16 protein-coding genes and 1 pseudogene are annotated in these 20,444 nt (G+C 73.5%); 4 read left to right on the top strand and 13 right to left on the bottom strand.

What is annotated here, in order from left to right; genetic code table 11:
* Window positions 1-322: 322 nt before the first annotated feature.
* From ABZY57_RS11670 to ABZY57_RS11645, 6 genes are all read right to left on the bottom strand, one after another.
* A complete protein-coding gene (locus ABZY57_RS11670) occupies window positions 323-1,123 on the bottom strand; it encodes an ATP-binding cassette domain-containing protein (RefSeq protein ID WP_356510740.1) in 801 nt (266 codons plus the stop codon).
* 77 nt (window positions 1,124-1,200) lie between these two features.
* Complete coding sequence (locus tag ABZY57_RS11665) at window positions 1,201-2,175, bottom strand: ABC transporter ATP-binding protein (protein WP_356510678.1); 975 nt, start codon at window positions 2,173-2,175, stop codon at window positions 1,201-1,203.
* On the bottom strand, window positions 2,172-3,080 hold the full coding sequence (locus ABZY57_RS11660; protein WP_356510676.1) for an ABC transporter permease: 909 nt from the start codon (window positions 3,078-3,080) through the stop codon (window positions 2,172-2,174). The genes ABZY57_RS11665 and ABZY57_RS11660 overlap by 4 nt, the downstream gene beginning before the upstream one ends.
* Window positions 3,077-4,057, bottom strand: coding sequence for an ABC transporter permease (locus ABZY57_RS11655; protein ID WP_356510674.1), 981 nt, complete (start codon window positions 4,055-4,057; stop codon window positions 3,077-3,079). The genes ABZY57_RS11660 and ABZY57_RS11655 overlap by 4 nt, the downstream gene beginning before the upstream one ends.
* Window positions 4,054-5,736: an ABC transporter substrate-binding protein gene (locus tag ABZY57_RS11650; RefSeq protein ID WP_356510672.1), complete on the bottom strand. Its 1,683-nt coding sequence runs from the start codon at window positions 5,734-5,736 to the stop codon at window positions 4,054-4,056. Before ABZY57_RS11650 ends, ABZY57_RS11655 begins: the two co-directional genes overlap by 4 nt.
* A gap of 119 nt (window positions 5,737-5,855) precedes the next feature.
* Window positions 5,856-7,538 (bottom strand): amidohydrolase, encoded by a 1,683-nt coding sequence (locus ABZY57_RS11645; protein ID WP_356510670.1) that lies wholly within the window; start codon window positions 7,536-7,538, stop codon window positions 5,856-5,858.
* A gap of 129 nt (window positions 7,539-7,667) precedes the next feature.
* On the opposite strand from ABZY57_RS11645, the gene ABZY57_RS11640 reads away from it, so the two are divergent.
* Complete coding sequence (locus ABZY57_RS11640) at window positions 7,668-8,441, top strand: TetR/AcrR family transcriptional regulator (protein WP_356510668.1); 774 nt, start codon at window positions 7,668-7,670, stop codon at window positions 8,439-8,441.
* Between the two features lie 7 nt (window positions 8,442-8,448).
* Window positions 8,449-8,754: a hypothetical protein gene (locus ABZY57_RS11635; RefSeq protein WP_356510666.1), complete on the top strand. Its 306-nt coding sequence runs from the start codon at window positions 8,449-8,451 to the stop codon at window positions 8,752-8,754.
* A gap of 80 nt (window positions 8,755-8,834) precedes the next feature.
* Here the strand turns inward: ABZY57_RS11635 and ABZY57_RS11630 are convergent, their stop codons facing one another.
* Window positions 8,835-10,886 carry a prolyl oligopeptidase family serine peptidase gene (locus ABZY57_RS11630; protein WP_356510664.1) on the bottom strand — a complete coding sequence of 684 codons (2,052 nt, stop codon included), beginning with the start codon at window positions 10,884-10,886 and terminating at the stop codon, window positions 8,835-8,837.
* An 86-nt stretch (window positions 10,887-10,972) separates the two neighbouring features.
* Here ABZY57_RS11630 and ABZY57_RS11625 point away from each other — a divergent pair, with 86 nt between their 5' ends.
* Window positions 10,973-12,265, top strand: coding sequence for an MFS transporter (locus ABZY57_RS11625; protein ID WP_356510662.1), 1,293 nt, complete (start codon window positions 10,973-10,975; stop codon window positions 12,263-12,265).
* A gap of 39 nt (window positions 12,266-12,304) precedes the next feature.
* Here ABZY57_RS11625 and ABZY57_RS11620 read toward each other — a convergent pair whose 3' ends face one another.
* The 6 genes from ABZY57_RS11620 to ABZY57_RS11595 form a co-directional block, all read right to left on the bottom strand.
* Window positions 12,305-13,573 (bottom strand): MFS transporter, encoded by a 1,269-nt coding sequence (locus ABZY57_RS11620; protein ID WP_356510660.1) that lies wholly within the window; start codon window positions 13,571-13,573, stop codon window positions 12,305-12,307.
* An 11-nt stretch (window positions 13,574-13,584) separates the two neighbouring features.
* Window positions 13,585-14,883: an alkaline phosphatase family protein gene (locus tag ABZY57_RS11615; RefSeq protein WP_356510658.1), complete on the bottom strand. Its 1,299-nt coding sequence runs from the start codon at window positions 14,881-14,883 to the stop codon at window positions 13,585-13,587.
* Between the two features lie 83 nt (window positions 14,884-14,966).
* Window positions 14,967-15,995, bottom strand: a complete 1,029-nt coding sequence (locus tag ABZY57_RS11610; RefSeq protein WP_356510656.1) for a galactokinase — start codon at window positions 15,993-15,995, stop codon at window positions 14,967-14,969.
* Window positions 15,992-18,037, bottom strand: coding sequence for a class I SAM-dependent methyltransferase (locus ABZY57_RS11605; protein ID WP_356510654.1), 2,046 nt, complete (start codon window positions 18,035-18,037; stop codon window positions 15,992-15,994). Before ABZY57_RS11605 ends, ABZY57_RS11610 begins: the two co-directional genes overlap by 4 nt.
* Window positions 18,034-19,209, bottom strand: coding sequence for a glycosyltransferase (locus tag ABZY57_RS11600; RefSeq protein WP_356510652.1), 1,176 nt, complete (start codon window positions 19,207-19,209; stop codon window positions 18,034-18,036). The genes ABZY57_RS11605 and ABZY57_RS11600 overlap by 4 nt, the downstream gene beginning before the upstream one ends.
* Window positions 19,206-20,093, bottom strand: a complete 888-nt coding sequence (locus ABZY57_RS11595; RefSeq protein ID WP_356510650.1) for an alpha/beta fold hydrolase — start codon at window positions 20,091-20,093, stop codon at window positions 19,206-19,208. Before ABZY57_RS11595 ends, ABZY57_RS11600 begins: the two co-directional genes overlap by 4 nt.
* A 257-nt stretch (window positions 20,094-20,350) precedes the next feature.
* On the opposite strand from ABZY57_RS11595, the pseudogene ABZY57_RS11590 reads away from it, so the two are divergent.
* A pseudogene (locus ABZY57_RS11590) lies at window positions 20,351-20,444 on the top strand (ABC transporter ATP-binding protein); the annotation flags it as partial.

The raw sequence follows: 20,444 nt of genomic DNA, 5'->3' as shown, positions 1-20,444 counted from the left end.
TCGGAGGCTGCTGCGGCGCGTGCGGTTTCCTCTGGCCGTCCGGAACACGGTTGACCTCCACGAGTGCGGGTCGAGCGGCGATCACGGGCGGGACCGTCCGCGGCGATCGTAAGGCACGGGCGGCGCCCGCTGAGGGATCTTCCGCCATGCGTTCCGGAGGCGCCAGGGCGGATCCCGGCCATGATCACCCGGCTGCCGGCTGCCCGCAGGTGCCGGTCCGTCAGCCTCCCGGCCGGGGCGGGCTCGTACGGACCCGCCCCGGCGTCACGCCCCCGCCGTCACGCCCCCGCCACGGGCGCTGCCTCCGGCGCCGTCAGCGCCGTCAGGGCGCGAGCTCGCGGCGGCGCCGGCTGATCGAGTCGGGGTCCCAGCCCGGACGGGGTACGGAGGCCAGCAGCAGCCGCGTGTAGGGGTGCTCGGGGTCGGTGAGGAGCTCGCCCACCGGGCGGTGTTCCATCGTGCGGCCGCGGTACATGACGAGCGCCTCGTCGCAGACGTAGCGGACGACGGCCAGGTCGTGGCTGACGAAGACCAGGCCGATCCCGGTGTCGCGCCGGACGTCGGCGAGCAGGTTGAGCACCTGCGCCTGTACGGAGACGTCCAGGGCGGACACCGCTTCGTCGAGCACCAGGACGGCGGGTTCGACGGCCAGCGCCCTGGCGATCGCGGCGCGTTGGCGCTGCCCGCCGGAGAGCCGGCGGGGCAGGGCTGCGGCCTCGCGGTCGCCGAGGCCGACCTGGGCCAGCAGTTCCCGTACCCGTGCGGCCCGGGCCGTCCGGTCGGACATTCCGTGCAGTCGGAGCACGCCGTCGACGGTCGCGCCGATGCTGATCCGCGCGTCCAGGGAGAGGTAGGGGTCCTGAAAGACGATCTGGACCGCCTTGGCTCGGGCCAGCCGGGCCGGCCTCCCCCGTACGGAGGCCGCCAGCGGCCGGCCCTGGACCAGGATCTCGCCCGCGTCGGGGCGTTCCAGGCCGATCAGCATCCGGGCGGTGGTGGTCTTGCCCGACCCGGATTCCCCCACGATGCCGAGCGCCCCGCCGGCCCGTACGGAGAACGACAGGTCGTCGACGGCGACGACCTCCGTCCCGCCGGTCCGGTAGGTCTTGCGCAGTCCGCTCACGCGGAGGAGCTCCGGAGGAAGTTTCGGGGCGGTGTCGTTCCCCGGAAGGTTGCTCGAACGGTTGCTCGGACGCTTGCTCAACGGTCCTCCTTCGGGCCGATTTCCGCGGCGCGGTGGCAGGCGACCTCGGCCGGGCCGTGCCGCAGGAGTGCGGGCGGGGACTGGTCGCAGCGGCCCGGTTCGGCGAACCGGCAGCGGGGTGCGAAGGCGCAGCCGGGGGCCGACTCCAGCAGGCCCATCGGGGCGCCGGGGATGGGGGTCAGGCGGGCCTGGGGGCCCGCGAGGGGCGGGGAGGATCCGAGCAGGCCCGCGGTGTAGGGGTGCCGGGGCGAGGCGAAGAGTTCCGCGACGGGCGCCGTTTCGACGATCCGGCCCGCGTACATGACGTAGATCCGGTCGCTGACGGAGGCGGCGAGTTCGATGTCGTGGGTGATGAGGAGGAGTCCGAGGCCCCGTTCGCGCTGGAGCCGGCCCAGGACGGCCAGGATCTCGGCCTGGGTGCTGACGTCGAGCGCGGTGGTCGGCTCGTCGCAGAGCAGGAGCCGGGGTTCGGCCGTGAGGGCGGCGGCGATCACGACGCGCTGGAGCATGCCGCCGGAGAGCTCGTGCGGGAACTGGTTCAGGTGGCGGACGGGGTCGGGCAGGCCGACCGCGTCGAGCAGTTCGGCGGCCCTGACGTTCGCCCGGGCCTTGGACCAGCCGTGCACCAGGCGGAGCGGTTCGGTGAGGAAGTCCCCGACCCGGCGTACCGGGTTGATGGCGGCCCGGGGGTCCTGGTAGATCATGGCCGCCTTGTTCGTGCGGACCTCGCGCAGGCTCGCGGGGGTGGCGCCGACCAGGTCGGTGCCGTCCACGCGGACCCGGCCGCCGATCCCGGCGCCCTGCGGGAAGAGTCCGAGGGCGGCGCGGGCGGTGACGGACTTGCCGGAGCCGGATTCGCCGACCAGGGCGACGACCTCGCCGGCCGCGACGGTGAGGCTGACGCCGTCGAGGAGGGGGCGGGCCATCGCGGGGAGGGTGACGTGCAGGGCTTCGTAGTCGAGCAGTGTCATCGGGAGTCCCTCCCCGCGAGCCGGTCGCCGAGGTCTTCCCCGACGACGTTGAAGGCGACCACGACCAGGACGACCGCCACGGCCGGCGCGATCGCGGAGAGCGGCTGGCCCTGCAGGACGGCCGCCTGCCCCTGGTTGATCATGGCGCCCCAGTCGGGGGTGGGCGGCTGCACGCCGAGTCCGAGGAAGGAGAGGGCGGCGAGGTCGAGCAGCGCGTAGCCGAAGTTCACCGTCGACTGGGCGAGCAGCGTCGGGGCGATGTTGGGCAGCAGCCTGCGGACGGTGACGTACAGGGGCGAGTGGCCCTGCACCTGGTAGGCGGCGATGTAGGGCCGGGACTTCTCCCGGACGGCCAGGCCCCTGACGAGGCGTGCGGTGTACGGCATGTAGGCGAGGGCCATGGCGATCACCGGAGCCGTCATCCCCTTGCCGAACAGGGCCACCGCGAGGATGGCGAGGAGCAGGGCGGGGAAGGCGAACAGGACGTCGAGGACCCGGCCGACGGCGGTGTCGATCCAGCCCCCGCGCCAGGCGGTGAACAGGCCGACGGCGACGCCGAGGAGCGTGGAGAACAGGACGACCGCGAGTGGGCCGGCCAGGCTGGTCCGGGTGCCGACGACGAGCGCCGAGAGGGTGTCGTGGCCGCCCTGGTCGGTGCCCAGCCAGTGCTGGGCGCTCGGCCCCAGGAGGGTGTCGCCGAGCTGTCCGAAGGTGGGGTCGTACGGGGCGATCCAGGGACCCAGGATCGCGACGAGCACGAACAGGACGAGGAGCGCCAGGCAGGTCCGCTGGAGCCGGCTGCCGCCGAGCCGGCGCAGCCGGGCGAGCGGGTCGCGCCGGGCGCGGGGGGAATCGGGGGTACGGGGGGTACGGGTCGTGACGCCCGTTTCGGGAAGGGTGCTCATCGGGCGCTCCCCGCCGCGGCCGTGCGCGGATCGATCAGTGGGTGGACCAGGTCCACGAGGGCGTTGACGACGACGAAGGCGGCCACGACCAGCAGCACGATGGCCTGGACGACCTGGAAGTCGAGCTGGTCGACGGACTGCACCAGGAGGGAGCCGACGCCGGACATGCCGAAGGCGGTCTCGACGATCGCGGTGCTGACCAGCATGCCGGAGACCAGGAGCGCGGAGACGGTGACGATCGGTCCGAGCGCGTTGCGCAGGACGTGCCGCCGGATGACGGTGCGCCGTGGCGCTCCGCGGCTCAGCGCGACCTCCACGTGGTCGCGGCCGAGCTCGTCGAGCATGGCCGAGCGGGTCACGCGGGTCACCAGGGCCGTGAAGGTGACGGACAGGGCCGCCGCCGGGAGGATCACGTGGTGCAGCCGGTCCATGAGGCCTTCGCCGTTGCCGATGGTGGGGAACCAGCCCAGTTGCACCCCGAACACCGACCTGAGCAGCAGGGCGGCGACGAAGGCGGGTGCGGCCGCGCCCACGGTGACGAGCAGCATCAGGGAGCGGTCGGTGCGCGAACCCCGGCGCAGCGCGCCGATGATGCCGGAGCCGATGCCGAACACGGCGATCATCAGGCCGGATACGGCGATCAGCAGCAGGGAGGAGGGCAGCCGCGACCAGATGACCGCGGACACGTCCTGGTGGAAGAGGTAGGAGCGGCCGAAGTCGCCGTGCAGCACGCCTTCGAGCCAGTTCCAGTACCGGACCAGGAAGGGTTCGTCGAAGCCGTACTGGCTGCGCAGCGCGGCGAGGTCCTCCGGGCTGGGGCTGCGTCCCTTGACGAGGAAGCTGGCCGGGTCCCCGGGGGCCAGGAACAGGGAGGAGAAGACGAGGAAGGAGGTGACGAGCAGGGTCGCCGCCATGCCGGCCAGGCGGCGCAGCACCCGTGCGGCGCGGGCTGTCGCGGCCGTCGCCGCGGCCCTCATCCCTTGGCTCCGATCTCGGCCGCCCACGGGTAGTAGAGGTAGGCGATGGAGGGCTGGACGCCGGTGATCTTCTTGCCCATGAAGACGCTGACGGGGAGGGTGTAGAGGGGCAGCCAGGGCAGTTCGCGCGAGGCGATCTTCTGTGCCTCGGCGTTGGCGGCCGCGTGTTCTGCCGGGTCGTAGGCTGCGACGGCCTTCTGGACGGCGGCGTCGAAGGCCGGGTCGGACCAGTTGCCGTAGTTGCTGAAGGCTCCGGTCTCCAGCGAGGCGAACATGTCCAGCGGGTCGGTGATGGACGTGTACCAGAAGGTGAGGAAGAGGTCGATGCCCTCGCGGGCCGCGGGGTCGGTGAAGAGGGTCGTGTACTTCTCCGCGGAGAGGGAGTCGATCCGCGGCTTCAGCCCGATCGCGGTGGCGGCCTGGGCGACGGCCTGGGTGATGATCGTGGTCTGCGAGTCCAGGGGGCTGGTCGCGATCACGATCTCCTGGCCGTTCACTCCGGCCTCGGCGGCGAGCGCCTTGGCCTTGGCCGGGTCGTACGGGTACTTCGGCAGCTCCTTCATGAGGGCTTCGCGGGTCGCGGGGGGCGCGTCGGCCCACAGGTTGTCGGTGACGAGCGAGTCGGAGACCTCGCCGACCCCGCCTGCGCCGGCCTTGACGATGCCCTTGCGGTCGATGGCCATGAGGAGGGCCTGGCGGACCTTGGGGTTGCCGAGGGGGCCCTTGAGGTTGGCGACCACCTCGTCAGCGACGGTGGTGTTGCGGCCGAAGTAGAGCTTTCCGGCCTCGGTGGTGCCCAGTTGGGCGTAGGCGTTCGGCGGGACCATCCAGCCGCCGTCGACCTCGCCGCTCTGGAAGGCGTTGACGCGGGTGGTGGCGTCGGCGAGGAAGACGAACTTCACCTCGCCGGACTTCGCCTTCAGCTCCTGGTTCCAGTACCCGTCGAAGCGCTTGAGGGTGAGGGACTGGCCGGAGGTCCAGGAGGCGAAGGAGAAGGGGCCGGTGCAGTTCACGCCGGTCTGCGGATTGCCGTAGTCCTTGCCGGACTTGGCCAGGGTGGCGGCGGACTCCACGGTGCCGGGGCTGGCGGCCATGTACGTGTTGAAGGTGGAGTCCGGCTTGGTCAGGGTGACGGTGACTTCCATCGGGCCGGTCTTGTCGATGGCCTTGACGTTCTTGTACTGGTTCGCCCAGACGCTGCCGGTCCCGGGGTCGAGGTTGCGGCTCAGGGAGGCGACGACGTCGTCGGCGGTGAGCGCCGTCCCGTCGTGGAAGCTCACGCCGGGACGGATCCGGTAGACCCAGGTGGTGGGCGTGGGGTTGGTGTACGAGGCCGCGAGACCCGGGGAGGTCGTCAGGTCGGGGTTCCAGCGCAGCAGGCTCTCGCAGACGTTGGCGAGGATCTGGTTGGGCGGGAAGTCGAAGGAGTACGCGTAGTCGATGGTGGTCGGCTCCGCGTAGACGGACCAGGTGAAGGAGTCCACGTTTCCGGCGGCGGCGGGCGTCCTGTCCGTGATCTTGTACGCGGCGGCCCGGCCCGTGTCCTTGTCGGGCGCGGTGGCGCTGCAGGCGCTCGTGACGAGCACGGCGGCCGCGGCGAGGGCGGCCGCGGCGCTGGTGCGGAGGCGGCGGATGCGGCGGCCGCGGCGCAGCGGGGATCCCGATCGGGTTGATGGCATCGTCTGGCTCCCTGAGGGATGAGCTCGGTGGGGTGGGTGACGCTCGGCCGGTGGCGGGGCCGGCCGGTGGAGGTGCGTGCGATGGCTGCGCGCGCCGTGGCTGCGCGCGCCGCGACCGCTCAGTCGGTGGCGGCGAAGACCAGTTCGCCGTCGATGTACGTGCGCAGCACGCGGGTGTCGGCGATCTCCCCCGGGGGGTGCGCGAAGGGGTCCCGGTCCAGGACGACCAGGTCCGCGTACTTGCCCTCCTCGACGGTGCCGGTGACCTCGTCGAGATGGTTCACCCACGCGCTGCCGGCGGTGTAGGCGGTGAGCGCCTCGGAGAGGGTGAGGGCCTGCTCCGGGAAGAAGGGCGGCGCCGGTTCGAAGGTCCCGGCCGCGTTGGGTGCCTCGTCGGGTACGGAGCGGTTGACCGCGACGTGGATCCCCCACAGCGGGTTGGGGCTGCTGACCGACCAGTCGCTGCCGGCGACGAGGCGGGCTCCGGCGCGCCGGAGGTCGCCGAACGGGTACTGGAGGCGGGCCCGTTCCGCTCCCAGGAAGGGGATCGTGAGCTCGTCCATCTGCGGTTCGTGGGCGGCCCACAGGGCCTGGATGTTGGCCGCCGCGTCCAGGCTCGCGAAGCGCTCGATGTCCTCTGGGTGGACGAGCTGGAGGTGCGCGAGGTGGTGGCGGTTGTCGTTGGCGCCGTTGGCCTCGCGGGCTGCGGCGAGGGCGTCGAGCACCTCGCGCACGGCCCGGTCGCCCAGGGCGTGGAAGTGGATCTGGAAGCCGGAGCGGTCGAGGCGGCCCACGGCCTCGGTGAGCACCTTTGGGTCGATGAAGCTGAGCCCGGAGTTGTCGGTGGCGCAGCCGCAGCCGTCGAGGTAGGGCTCCAGCATCCCGGCGGTGAAGTTCTCGGCGATGCCGTCCTGCATCATCTTCACGCTGGTGGCGTTGAAACGGCCGACCTGTCCCCCGGCGCGGCGCTCCTCCAGGTCGGGTATCTGCTCCAGGCCGCGCTCGCGGTCCCACCACAGGGCGCCGATGACGCGGGCGCGCAGGGAGCCCTCGCGGGCGGCGCGCAGGTAGACACCGTAGTTGTCGGGGTTGCCGGGGAAGGCGCCGATCATGGCGTCCTGCCAGCTGGTCACGCCGAGGGAGAACAGGTACTCCTGGGCGGCGAGCAGGCCGGCATGCGCCTCGTCCGGGCTCGCGATGGGCACGTGGTCGGCCACCAGTTCCACCGCGCCCTCCTGGAGGGTGCCGGCCGGGGTTCCGTCCTCCTCCCGCTCGATCCGGCCGTCGGCCGGGTCGGGGGTGGTGCGGTCGACGCCGGCGATCTCGAGGGCCCGGGTGTTGACCCAGGCGCCGTGGCCGTCCCGGTTGGTGAGCAGGACCGGCCGGTCCGGTACCACCGCGTCGAGCATGGCGCGGGTCGGCGTGCCCCCGGGGAAGACGTCCATCGACCAGCCGCCGCCGCGGATCCAGGCCGCATCGGGGTGGGCTTCGGCGAATGCCGCGACCACCGCGAGGTAGCCGTCGATGGTGCGCTCCTCGCTCAGGTCGCAGCCGAGCATCTGGACGCCGGCCACCACGGGGTGCACGTGGGCGTCCTGGAATCCGGGGACGAGCAGTCCTCCCGCGAGGTCGACCACCTCGGTGCCGGCGTCCGCGAGGGATCGCACGGTGGCCGCGTCGGCGACGGCGAGGATCCGGCCGCCTCCGACGGCGACGGCGGCGTCGATCGGGGTCGGTGAGGTCCCGGTGAAGACCCGGCCCCCTACGAAGACGATGTCGGCACGCTGCCTGGTCTTGCCCATCGACGCATCCTTCGGCTCGGCGGGTGAGCCCCGCTCGGCTGGTTCGTTGAGGAGGAGTGAACGGGAGCGCAACAATGTTGTCAACGGTGTTGCGCTCGCTCTGTTCCACATCGTTACACTGGCCCCACCATGCCGAAGCCATCCGACACACCAGCCCGGTCCAAGCGCGCGGGCAGCCAGCTCACACCCGACGCGATCATCGAAGCGAGCCTGCGCATCGCGGCCCGCGGCAGCGAGGACGCCTTCACCGTCCGGCGTCTCGGTGAGGAGCTCGGCGCCGACCCGACCGCGATCTACCGGCACTTCCGCGACAAGGACGATCTCCTGCTGTCCGTCGCCGACCGCACGCTCGGCGAGGTGCTCGACAGGATCCCCGCGGGACTCGACTGGAAGGACCGGCTGCGGGCCCTCGCCGACGGCTCCCTCGAAGTCGCCCTCAGGTACCCGGTGGTCGGCTCGACCATGGCCAGCCGCACCACCCGCAGGCCCAACGAGTTCCGCGTCGTGGAGCTGATCCTCGGCGCGGTGACCGAGGCCGGCCTCCACGGGGCCGAGGCGGCCGTCCACTACCGGATGGTCGGCGACTCCCTCCTCGCCTACGTCGGCCAGCGCGCCGCCTACCTGCTCTTCGCCCCGGAGATCCGGGCGGCCGACGAGTCCTCGTGGAACCGCGAGTACCGGCTGGTCGACCCCGAGGGCTTCCCCCACATCACCCGACTGAGCGGCGAACTGGCCGAGGTGACGGACGAGCAGATCTTCCAGGCCCGGGTCGAGGCGCTGATCACCGCGATCGAGAACCGGGTCCGGGCGCTGAGCGGAGCCCGGTCCGGCTCGCTGACCCGCCACCGTCACACCGAAACAGAGTCGACACATCCCGCGCGCTCTGGGGAACCTGGCTCTTGAGCAGCGCGTGTACCTGTGGGAGCAGCGCCGGTACACGTTGCGGTCTGCGGAGCAGTGCAAGCAACTGACCGCAGCCCGCGCGGACCTCGACTGGATCGGTGACCTGCCCGCGCAGGCCGGACAGCAGATCGTGCGCGCCCTGGACCGGGCGTACGACAACGTCTGGAACCTGGCCATCCGGCCCGGTTCCCCACGCGGAAGAAGCGTGGCCACCGTCTGTCGGTCGCCTTCCCCGGGCAGGCCGAACTCCACGCTGAACGCGGCAGTCGTCTCCGGCGAACGCGTCGCGGCCGAGATCAGCTGCCAGATCTGATCCCGGACCGCGCGCTCGCGCAGGACCGGTCACCGCGCAGGACCGGTCACCGCGGAGAAACGGTCACCTCGGAAGAACCGTCACCTCGGCGGGGTCAGCCGCTCCCACAGGAAGGTGTGGACCAGCGCCTCGTTGAAGGCGGTCTGCCCGTGGTCGGTGGCGCCCGCGTGGCCTCCGCCGAGGTGCTCGTGGAAGAGGACGGGGTGCCCCGACTCCCGCAGCCGTGCGGCCATCTTTCGGGCGTGCCCGGGGTGGACGCGGTCGTCGCGGGTCGAGGTCAGCAGGAGCAGCGGCGGATACGGGGGCCCCTCCGTCCGGACCTGGTGGTACGGGGAGATCCGTTCCAGGTGGGGCCGGTCGGCCGGGCTGTCGGGGTCCCCGTACTCGGCGATCCAGCTCGCCCCGGCGAGCAGCTTGTGGAAGCGGAGCATGTCCAGCAGCGGCACGTGGGCGACGACCGCGCCGAACAGTTCGGGGTCGCGGGTGAGCATCGCGCCCATGAGCAGCCCGCCGTTGCTGCCGCCTTCGATGCCGAGCTGGGCGGGGGTGGTGACGTCCCGGGCGATGAGGTCCCGGGCCACGGCGGCGAAGTCCTCGTAGGCCCGGACCCGGTTCGCCCCGAGCGCGGCCTTGTGCCATGAGGGCCCGTACTCGTGCCCGCCCCGGATGCCCGCCACCACGTAGGTGCCGCCGCGCGCGAGCCAGGCGCGGCCGGTGACGGCGCTGTAGCCCGGGACCATGGTGACCTCGAAGCCGCCGTAGCCGTAGAGCAGGGTGGGCCCGGGGCCGGTGCGGTCCTCGGGTCCGACGACGAAGTACGGGACCCGCGTGCCGTCCGCGGAGCGCGCGAAGTACTGGCGGACCGCGAGGCCGGCGGTGTCGAAGAGGGACGGGCCCTGCTTGACGGTCTCGTCGGCCCCGGCCGGGGCCGTACCCCGGTAGAGGGTGGACGGCTGGAGGTGGCCCGAGACGTCGAGGAAGAACTCGTCGCTCACGTCCGGGTCGGTGCCGACCACCGAGGCCGTGGACAGCGGCGGTACGCCCGCCAGCGGGGTGCGGCTCCAGCCGTCGGGGCCCGGACCGGGGGTCAGGATCTCCAGTCGGGAGGAGACGTCGGCGCTGGTCGTGAGGATCAGGTGGTGGCGGGTCCAGCTCCAGCCCGCGAGGGCGGTGTGCTCGTCGGGGGTGAAGAGCACCGCCGCCTCCCGCTCGCCCGCCCGGAAGGCCTCGAAGTCGAAGGCGAGCAGGCTGCCCGCGACGTGGCCGAGCCACGGGGACTTCGGCGCGACGATCAGCCACTCCCGGTGGACGGAGGCACCGGCGTCGTCCGGGACATCGATCTTCTCGGGCTCGGCCGGAACCGGGGCACCGGCGGCCTCCCCGTTCCCGGGGAGGAGGAGCAGCTCCCCCTGCCAGAAGTCGATCTGACGGTGGACGAAGTCCCGTTCGAAACCGGGTGTGTCATCGTGCCAGCCGGACGCGGACAGGTCGGTCGGCCGTCCCTCGTAGACCAACTCGGCCTCCGCGAGGGGGGTGCCGCGCCGCCACCGGCGGACCTGGAGGGGGTAGCCGGACCCGGACATCGAACCGGGGCCGAAGTCCGTGCCGATCCAGACCAGGTCCCGGTCGATCCAGCCGATCCGGGTCTTGGCCTCGGCGACCTCGAAGCCTCCCGTGACGAACGTGCGCTCCACGAGGTCGAACTCGCGCACCACACAGGCGTCCGCCCCGTCACGCGACAGCATGACCAGGGCGTGGCGGTGATCGGGGGCCAGGACGGCGCTGCCCGCCCAGGCCCACTTCTCCCCCTCGGCCTCGGCGAGCGCGTCCAGGTCCAGGACCGGCTCCCAGTCCGGCCGGTCCTTGCGGTACTCCTCCAGGGTGGTGCGCCGCCACAGGCCGCGTACGTGGTCGGCGTCCTGCCGGAAGTTGTAGAGGTGGCGTCCCCGCCGGCGTGCGTACGGGATCCTGCCGTCGTCGTCGAGGACCTCGCGGATCTCCGACTCCAGCACCTTGAACCCTGGGTCCGTGGCCAGCGCGGACACCGTTTCTTCGTTGCGTTCGCGCACCCAGGAGAGGGCGGCCTCGCCGGTGACGTCTTCCAGCCAGAGGTAGGGGTCTTCATCGCTCATCCGCCGATTGTGCAGGATCGGAGGGCGGCCGCGAATCGCGGAAATTCGGTTGCCCGGGGACGGGCGGGCGCCGACCATGGCCCGTCGTGAGCAGATCCCGTTTCGCCTCCGTACTCCCCGACCTGAGCCCGCTCCGGTCCAGCCCCGATTTCCGGCTGCTGTTCTACCAGGGCACGGTCACCTTCTTCGGCTCGTTCATGGCGATGATCGCGCTGCCGCTCCAGATCAAGCACCTGACGGACTCGCCCCTGGCGGTCGGTGCGATGGGCGCGGTGGAACTGCTCCCGCTGGTGGTCTTCGGTCTCTACGGGGGCGCCCTCGCCGACGCCGTGGACCGGCGGCGGATGATCCTGCTGACCGAGGCCGGGCTCGGTGTGCTCGCCCTGGTCCTCGTGGTGAACGCGGCCCTGCCGAGCCCCATGCTGTGGCCGCTGTACGTGGTCGCGGCGTGCGTATCGGCGCTGACCGGCCTGCAGCGGCCTGCCATGGACTCGCTGATGGCGCGGATCGTGCCGCACGACCAGCTCACCGCCGCCGCCGCGCTGAACGGGCTGCGCTACCAGTTCGGCGCCATCGCGGGTCCCGCGGTGGCCGGTCTGGTCGTCGCCTACGCCGGGTACGTCCCCGCGTACACGGTCACCGTCGCGGGATTCTTCGTATCGGTGCTGCTGTGCCTGCGCCTGCGTCCGGCTCCGCCCGCGCGGGACGCCGAGCGGCCCTCGCTGCGGGGGATCGCCGAGGGGGCGCGGTACGCGTGGAGCCGGCCCGTGCTGCTCGGCACGTACGCCGTGGACATGGCGGCGATGCTCTTCGCCTTCCCGAACGCCATCTTCCCCTTCCTCGCCGATGAGCTCGACGCCGTGTGGGCGCTCGGTCTGATGTACGCGGCGGGCGCCGTGGGCTCGCTGGCCCTGGGACTGACCAGCGGCTGGGCCTCGCGGGTACGCCGGCACGGGCTGCTGGTGGTGTGCGGGGCCGGCGTGTGGGGGCTGGCCATCGCCGCCGCGGGGTGGTCCGGGAACATCTGGCTCGTGCTGCTGTGCCTCGCGGTGGCCGGCGCGGGCGACATGCTCAGCGGGCTGGGGCGCGCCACCATCTGGAACCAGACGATCCCCGAGGAGCTGCGCGGCCGGCTCGCGGGCATCGAGGTGCTCTCGTACACCGTCGGCCCGCAGCTCGGCCAGGTCCGTGCGGGCACGATGGCCGGCTGGACCGGCACCCGCCCGGCCTTCTGGAGCGGCGGACTGGCCTGCGTGGCCTCGGTGGCGTTGCTGGCCGCCCTGCTGCCGAAGCTGATCTCCTACGACGCGGACACCGACGAGGACTCGCTGCGCCGGCGGGCCGCGAAGGAGCCGCAGCCGAGCGGAGCGCCGGCCTGACGTGAGGGGAGGAGGCGGGGCCGCCGGTCGGCCCCGCCCTCACCGCTCGGGGGATTCCTCCCCGTCGGCGGGACCGCGGTCCGTGAAGGCGGACGTGGCGGCGGCCGTGGCGGTCAGCGCCAGCAGCAGTCCGCCGGCCGCCGCGGCCAGCGCCGGGCCCGGTCCCCACAGGGTCCAGGCGGCTCCGAAGAGCAGGGAGCCCGCGAAGCGGGCCAGGGCCTGCGCCGTCTGGAGCACCGCCAGCCCGGTGGTGCGCAGCCCGGGGGGCAGCAGCGGCCCGGCGGCGGCCATCAGTACCCCGTCGGTGGCCGCGTAGAACAGGCCGAGCAGGGCGAGGACCCCGACCGCGAGCACGGGCCCGGGCGGTACCGGCGCCAGGAGCAGCAGGCAGGCGCCGAGCAGCAGCAGGTGGCCGCCGAGGAAGACCCGGTGGCGGCCCAGCCGGTCGGCGAGCCGGCCCACGGGGACCGCGGCCAGCAGGAACACGGCCGCGGTGCCGACCGCCAGCAGCGGGAACCAGGTGGCCGGCAGGTCCAGGCGCCGCTGGAGCAGCAGGTAGAGGAAGGCGTCCCCGACGGTGAACAGGCCAAGTGCGGCAGCCGTCAGACAGAGCCGCCGCAGGCCCGGGATCCGCAGGAGGGTGCGGGCCGAAGGCGTCCCGGCCGCCGGTGCGGGCGCGGGGCTCTCCCGTACGAACAGGGCCAGCACCAGGACGCCCAGGACCGCGAGGCAGCAGCTCACGGTGAAGACGGCCTCGTATCCGTCCACCGCCACCCAGAGCACGCCGAACGCGGCCAGCGGTCCCAGCAGGGCCCCGGCCGTGTCCAGCGCGCGGTGCACGCCGAAGGCGCGGCCCTGCTCCCCCGGCGGGCAGGACAGTGAGATCAGCGCATCGCGCGGGGCGGTGCGCAGCCCCTTGCCGGTCCGGTCGGCGGCGAGCACCGCCGCCACCGACCAGGGGGTGGTGACCGCGAGCAGGGCCGCCTTGCAGGCGGCGGAGATCGCGTAGCCGGTGCCGGCGACGAGCTTGCGGCGCTGCGTGCGGTCCGAGACCCGTCCGCCCACGAGGCGCAGCAGCGCGGTGGCGCCCTGGTTGAGCCCGTCCAGGGCGCCGAAGGCGAGCGGGGACATGCCGAGTCCTGCCACCAGGTACAGCGGCAGGACGGCGGTGACCATCTCCGCGGAGACATCCGTGACCAGGCTGACCATGCCGAGCGCGAGCACCGTGCCGGGGACGGCCCGCAGGGGGCCCTTCGGAGCCGGAGGGTCTGCGGCGATGTCCGCCGCACGGCTGGTCGACAGGTACACGGGTGCCTCCTTCAGAACCAGGTGAGGGTGAGGGGGAAGGTGGTGGTGGCGGTGGCTCCGGTGGTGTCGGTGGCGGTGGCGGTGATCTGGATGGTGGCGACGGCCCAGGGCTTTCCGGTGATGCGGCCCGTGGCGGCGTCCAGGGTCAGGCCCCAGGGGAGTCCGGTGGCGGCGTAGCGGACGGGTGGCTTGCCGCCCGTGGCGGTGAGCTGGATGGTGCAGTTCTGGTTGAACTTGCAGCTCTGGGGGCCGGGGTTGGCCAGCTTCAGCTCGGCCGAGGTCGGCGTCGGGGTGGGTGTCGAAGTCGGCGTGGGAGTCGGAGTCGGAGTCTGGGTGGACGTCGGGGTCGGCGTCGGGGTCGGTGTCGTGGAGCTGAACACCTCGCTGATCGGCTGGACGTTGGCGGCGTTCCCGGCGTGCGTGGCCGTGCCGAAGAGGTCCTCGAAGGTGCGCAGCAGGTTGTAGTGGTTGAAGGCCGTGGAGTACGTGCCCGTCTTGACGTTCGCCCCGTAGAAGACGGTGGCGATCTGATTGGAGCCGAGGAAGTTGTCCTCGTCCCAGGTCAGTACCAGCAGGCTGTTGTTGGCCTTCGCCCACTGCGCGTAGGCGTCGATGTTGTTCTTCGTCCAGGTGTCGCCCGTGCCGACCGAGCAGGAGTGCATGTCGTTGCACTGGTTGGGGACGATGAACGAAAGGTTCGGCAGCGCCGCGAAGTTGTTCTGCGGGAACTGCGCCCAGGTCTTGCCGGTGTTCAACGGCACGTTCTTGAAGGCGAACCACGGGTTGTGCTTCTGGGCGTACTGGCCGTTGGTGCAGGCCGTGGAACCCTCGCTCGGCAGGTCCTCGTTGTACGTGGCGAAGGTCTTGCCGGCCGCGATCAGTTCCTGGCCGAGGTTGGGCGCGGTCATCGACTGCGGGGTGTAGCAGCCGTCCCCGGTGATGCCCTGGGTGGCGCCGGAGAAGAGGTTGAAGTAGTTCGGCTGGCTGGGGTGGGTCAGCGCCTTCATGCCGGTCAGGCTCGCGCCGCCGCTCGCGAGCTGGTTGATGTAGGGGGCGTTCGCGCTGCCCATGATCTCGCCGTACTGCTTGTTCTCGTACACGACGACGACCACGTGGTCGTACGCGGGCAGTGCGGCCGCGGCCGACGGGGACGCTGAACCGCGCTCGGCCGCCTGGGAGTTGGCGATGGTGAAGGCGCCCAGCAGGCCGAGTGCGCCGAGTGCGCCGATGCCGGCGGTCAGGGCGGACCGGTGGGCCCGGTGTCTCGCGCGGGCGGTCGCGCCCGGTGTGGTCGGGGAACGGAGGGGCATGGGTGGTTCCTCCTCGTGAAGAGTGGTGGGGTGCTCGGGGTCGGAGGCAGGGGCCGAGGTCGGCCCGGGGTCGGGGGCCGGGGTCACGCCTCGCGGCGGGCCGCTCCGGCGACGGTGATGTTCAGGAAGCGGGGCACGGGCAGCCCCCGGTCGCGGAAGTCCTCCGCGACCGCCGCCCGCACCGCCGCCAGCCGGGCTTCGGGCAGCAGGACCAGTACGCTCCGCCCCGGCTTCTGCCCGGGCTGCCAGGCGCTCAGGGCCCCGGCCCGGCGCGCGCACCCGACGGCCCGGGCCACGTCGGCCGTACGGTCCTGCGTGCCGTCGGGCGCCGGACGCAGGGCCAGCAGCACCAGACGTGCCCCCGACCCGGCCGGGTCGAAGACCACGTACCGCTGGCGTTGCCGGCGGGGCTCCGGCGGGGGCGGGCCCTGGCCGAGCAGGAGGGCCCTGCCCGGCCGGGCGAAGAGGGCGCCCCGGCGCAGGGCGTCGTCGCCGTCCGGCAGCACCTCCGCCATCAGCCGGGCCAGCCGCACCCGGTCCGGTCCCTCGCCCGCCGGGGTGTGCACGTCGGCCACCGCGAGCGCCACCGCGCAGTCGGCGGCCTCCTCGGTGGCCAGCCCGGCGGCCGCGGTGAGGGAGCCCTGCACGTGCAGGTCGGTCCCGGCGCGGCCGTACCCGGCCCGGGCCAGCACGCGCAGCAGTGCGTACGGGCGGGCGGCCCAGGCCGGGGTGGCGGGCGGCGGTCCGGACAGGGTCAGCGGGAGGTCGCAGCTGTCCGCCGGGTGGGCCAGGGAGCTGAGCCGCACCAGGCCGTCGGTGCGCGGGGCCGCCGCGGCCGCCACCGGCCAGCCGGCTGCCGCGACGAGGCCCGGGGAGCCCAGGTGGAAGGCGTACGGGGCACTCCAGACGGCGGTCGGGGGGCGGCCGTGCGCGGTCTCCAGGGCGTAGGCGACCAGGCGGAAGAGCGGGTCGGCGGTGGCCCGGCGGGCGAGGTCTCCCCCGGTGGGGGCCACGGTGGCGGCATCGACGGGAACCGGGGTGGTGCCGGGGACGGCAGCGGCGGGGACGGCAGCGGCGGGGACGGGGCCGGCCTGCGCGCCGGGGCCCGTCACCGCGTGTCCTTGCGGGCCAGCATCCGGTAGGCGTTGCCGCCGTCCGTGCGCCGGGCCGCGGCGGTGCGCAGCCCGTCGAGCACCGCCGCGGCGGCGAAGCAGGGCAGCGAGGCCAGCCGTACGGCCCCGGTCAGCACGCGTCGGCCGGTGGTGGCCCGGGGCCCCCACGGGCGGTCCGGGTCGGGGGCCAGCCGGGTCGCGGTCAGGGCCACCGCGCCGAAGAAGTCGTTGCCCTGGTGGGCCGGCCCGTGTTCCTCGGCCAGGACGGTGAATCCCCGGTCGGCCAGCGCCTCGCGCAGGTTCGAGGAGGGGATCAGGTGCTGGTGCTGCGGCTGGAACCAGGGCAGCCAGGCCGGACCGAGCAGCCGGGCCATCCGGGACTCGGGGTCGGGGAGTTCGATCGTGAGGTAGCCGCCGGGGGCCAGGACGGCGGCCGCCGTGTCCAGTTCCGCGAGCGGGTCCCGGGTGTGCTCCAGGTAGTGGTACATGCTGACGACCTCGTACTGTCCCGCGAGTTTCACCGCGAACTCCGGGAACTGGCCCTGGTATCCCGTCTCCACCCAGCCGCGCAGCTCGGCCTCGCGGACGCCGTCGCCCATGTCCAGCCCGTCGAAGCGGGTGTCCGGCCAGACGTCGCGGGCGGCGTTGCAGAAGTGGCCGTGTCCGGTGCCGACATCGAGCCAGGACAGGGGATCGGTGTGCGGGCGGAGCATTTCGGCCCGGCCCCGGTAGGCGTCCCCGAGCCGGCCGAAGACGGTGGCCGCGCCCTCGCCGCCGTGGCCGTCGTAGAAGTCGCGGTAGTAGAACTCCAGCCCCTCGGGGGAGAGTCGGGGGTTCTGGAAGACGTGCCCGCAGTCTCCGCACTGTTCCAGGGTGAACCGGCCGGGCTTGCCCTGGAGCAGGTCGGGCACCCGGATCCGGACGGAGAGCTGTTCGGAGCCGCACCAGGGGCAGTCGGGCCGGCGCGGTTCGAGGAACCGGTCGGTTCCGGCGGCCAGGTCGGCCCGGTACGCGCGGACGGCCTCCGCCCGCACGATCTCCGGCCGGACGGCCTCCGGTCGGGCCGGCTCCGCTCGGACTGCCCCGGGTCGGACCGGCTCGGCCCGCACTGCCTCCACGTCGACGGCGTCCCGCTCCGGGTCCCGCGCGGCGGCCCGGCCGTTCGGCGTCACGGCGGCCTCGGGGCGGGGCGTGCGGGTCGTCGCTGCGGCCGTGCGCAGGGCCGCGCCGAGGGAGCGTACGGGCCGGACGGCCGTGGCCCGGGCCAGGTCTCCGGGGCGCAGGGGTGCTCCGGGCCGGCCGAGTGCCAGGTAGGGCTGGATCCAGTACAGCCCCGCCGCGGCGGCCCCCCACCGGCCCTGGCGTACGGCGACGCCGGCCAGCAGGGCCAGTCCGGCGAGCTGCGCGGCGGCGAGCGCCCCGGGCGGCAGTCCCTGGGCCCGCAGTTCGGCCGCCCGGGCCGCTCCGCCGGCGTCGGCCCGCGGTCCGCAGCTCAGGGCGGGTGCGATGGCCAGTCCCGTGGCGTCGGCGGCGTACTCCTTCACGCGCCGGGTCACCGCCATGAGTTCCGCCGGAGTGGCGTCCGGGCCGGCCGGTTCCACCCCGGCGCGGACGAGCACCTCCTCGGCGACGAGCACGGCGAACCCGGCCCCGCGTCCCTCGCCGAGCCGGTCCTGCCGGTAGCCGGCCGGATCGATCAGGCGCAGCAGGCTGAGCACGCGCTCGGCGGGCAGGTCGCCGGGCAGCAGGTCCAGGACCCTCAGCCCCTCCCGGTCGGCGTGCGCGCAGGCGGCGAGGAAGGTGGCCGCGTCGGACTCGACCCCTCCGGCGGTGAGCAGCCTCCACCCGGCGGCGCGCGGTACCCCTGCGTCCGCGTACGCGGCCATGGGCAGCACGGGGACGGCCCGCAGCCGGCGGGCCGCGCGCACGGTGCCCGCGCCGAGGGCGGCGAGCAGGACGGCGGAGGTCCATCGGACACCGGGCAGGAGCAGGGGCACGGACAGGGGGATCCGGGCGGGGAAAGGGAGCGGGGAGCGCGTCATACGAGTTCCTCCAACCGGTCGGCCGCGGCGCCGGCCCCGCCGGCCGCGGCGAATGAGGCCTGGATCCGACGGGCGCCCCAGCGGTGGCCGGGTTCGTCCAGTACGGCCGTCAGCGCGTCACGCAGTTCCTCGGCCCCGGTCCTGCCGAAGCGCACCCGCACACCGGCTCCGGCCTCCACGACCTGCCGGGCGACGATCGGCTGGTCGTCGCGGATCGGGGCGACCACCAGCGGAAGCCCGTGTGCGAGGGTCTCGCAGACGGTGTTGTGACCGCCGTGGCAGACGACCGCGTCCAGATGGCGGAGCAGCTCCAGCTGCGGGACGCTGTCGCACCGCAGTACGTTCCCGGGGACCGCCCCGACCAGCGGGGCGGGGGCCACCAGGACCAACTGGACCTCCTTCTCGAGCCGTTCGGCGGCGCCGAGCACCGCACCGTAGAACCGGCCCCCGGCCTCCTGGTTGAGCGTTCCCAGGGAGACGAGCACCCGGCGCCGCTCCGGATCCAGTCGCTCCCAGGGAAATCCGGAAACGGACGGCCGGGCCCCGAAGGCCGGACCGACGAAGGCGTAGTGCGGCGGGAACTTCACGTCTCCTCCCACCAGTTCGCGACTGGAGAACACCAGGACCAGCCGCTCCGAGAACCGCGGGTCCCACGGCGCTCCGGCCGGGTCGGGATCGGCCCCGCACTCCGCCAGCAGACCGGCGATCTGCGCGGCCACCCACTCCCCGACCTTCGGGAAGTCGGCGAAGGGAGAGGTGAGTTCGGCCGAGGTGCTGGCGGAGGTCACCCAAGGCACCCCGAGCCGCCGCGCAGCCACGGGGCCGGCCAGGGCCTGCTGATCGGCGACCAGCACGTCCGGCTGGAAGGCGCCGACCGCCCGGACCACACCGGGGAGCATCGCCCTGGCCAGCGGGACCAGCGCCTCCTCCCAGAGGAACCGGAGCGCCCCGACCCCGCGCAGATCGCGCCAGCGTGCGTGCAGCATCGCGTAGTCGCCGCCCGCTTCGGCGCCTGCGGAGAGGATCCTGGCGTGTTCGGGCAGCAGCCGGGCCAGCGCCCCGGGAGGACCGCTCCAGGCGACCTCGTGGCCGCGGGCGGCCAGTTCGGCGCCGACCGCCACGGTCGGGTTGACATGCCCCGCGAGCGGCGGCACCGTGAAGAGCACCCTCATCGGACCAGCGCTCCTGCCCTCGGCCGCACCGTCGCCGTCGATGCGGTGGTCGGCGCCGGTGTCGCCGTGCGTGCGACCGCCGTGGCCGTCGCGTCGAGGTGTGCGAGCACGGCCGCCCGGAGCGCTCCGCTGGTCTCCTTCAGCACGTCGTGCCCCAGGCCCGGCAGGATCTCGACGGCGGTGACGTGCGGGGCGTGGCGGGCCAGTTCCATGGCACCCGGGACCAGTTCGGAGTGCTCGCCGCAGACGATCAGGACGGGGCAGCGCAGTCCGGCGTAGTCGCCCGGGGTGAAGGTCCGGCTCGCGGCGATGTCGTCGATGAGGGTGGTGCGGTTGAGCAGGTCGTCGGCGATGGCCGTGAGGTTGGCCGCCTTGCGCAGCCGCAGGGTGAGCAGCTCGGCGGGTACCGCGCTGTCCTCCAGGCTGAGGGCGGCCGCCGACAGGGTGTCCACCATGTTGTCCACCCAGGCCCCGCTGAGCGGGGGTTCGAGCAGGGTGAGGCCGGCGACGAGGTCGGGCCGGGCGAGGGCCGCGTGCAGCGCCAGGGTGCCGCCGTAGCTGTTGCCCACGAGGTGCACCGGGCGGTGCCCGAGGCCGAGCGCGCCGAGCAGGGCGACGAGGTCCCGTACGGCGGTGCGGCTGTCGTAGCCGGTGGCCGGGCGCTCGGTACGGCCGTGGCCGCGCAGATCGTAGAGGACCACCTCGTGCCCGGCCCGGGCCACCGGGACGGCCAGGGGGCAGTAGAAGGAGGAGAGGTTGTCGACGACCAGCCCGTGCACGAACACCACGACGGGGCGGTCGGCGGCGTCGGTGCCGGCCGGGTGCGCGGTGGCCGGGAGCTGTTGGACGTGGAAGCGGACACTGCCCGCGGGGACGAAGGCCATGGCGGGATCAGCCGTCCGATCCGGTCGCGGCGGCGGCGCGGGCGCCGGCCGGAGAGGTACGGGTGTGGCTGCCGTGTCCCCCGGATGCGCGGCCCGCGGACCCGTGGCCCACGGATGCGTGGGTGAGGGAGGCATGGGTGAGTGAGGCGTGGGTGATCCGGCCGATGTGCGTGACGAGTTCGCCCACGGACATGGCGAGGATGCCGTCCATGTCCTTCTCGGACAGGAAGCCCATCAGGTCGACTTCGGCGCCGTAGGCGCTGCTCCTGGCCGACGAGCCGACCGGCGCCCTCGACAGCCGTTCCGGCGAGCAGGTGATGGACCTCCTCATCGATCTCAACCAGATCGGTC

This window comes from Streptomyces sp. NPDC006450 (assembly GCF_040612195.1).
In the GTDB taxonomy this organism is placed as follows: Bacteria; Actinomycetota; Actinomycetes; order Streptomycetales; family Streptomycetaceae; genus Streptomyces.
Note: the sequence above shows the minus strand (reverse complement) of the source record. Positions and strands in the feature narration are given on the sequence as shown.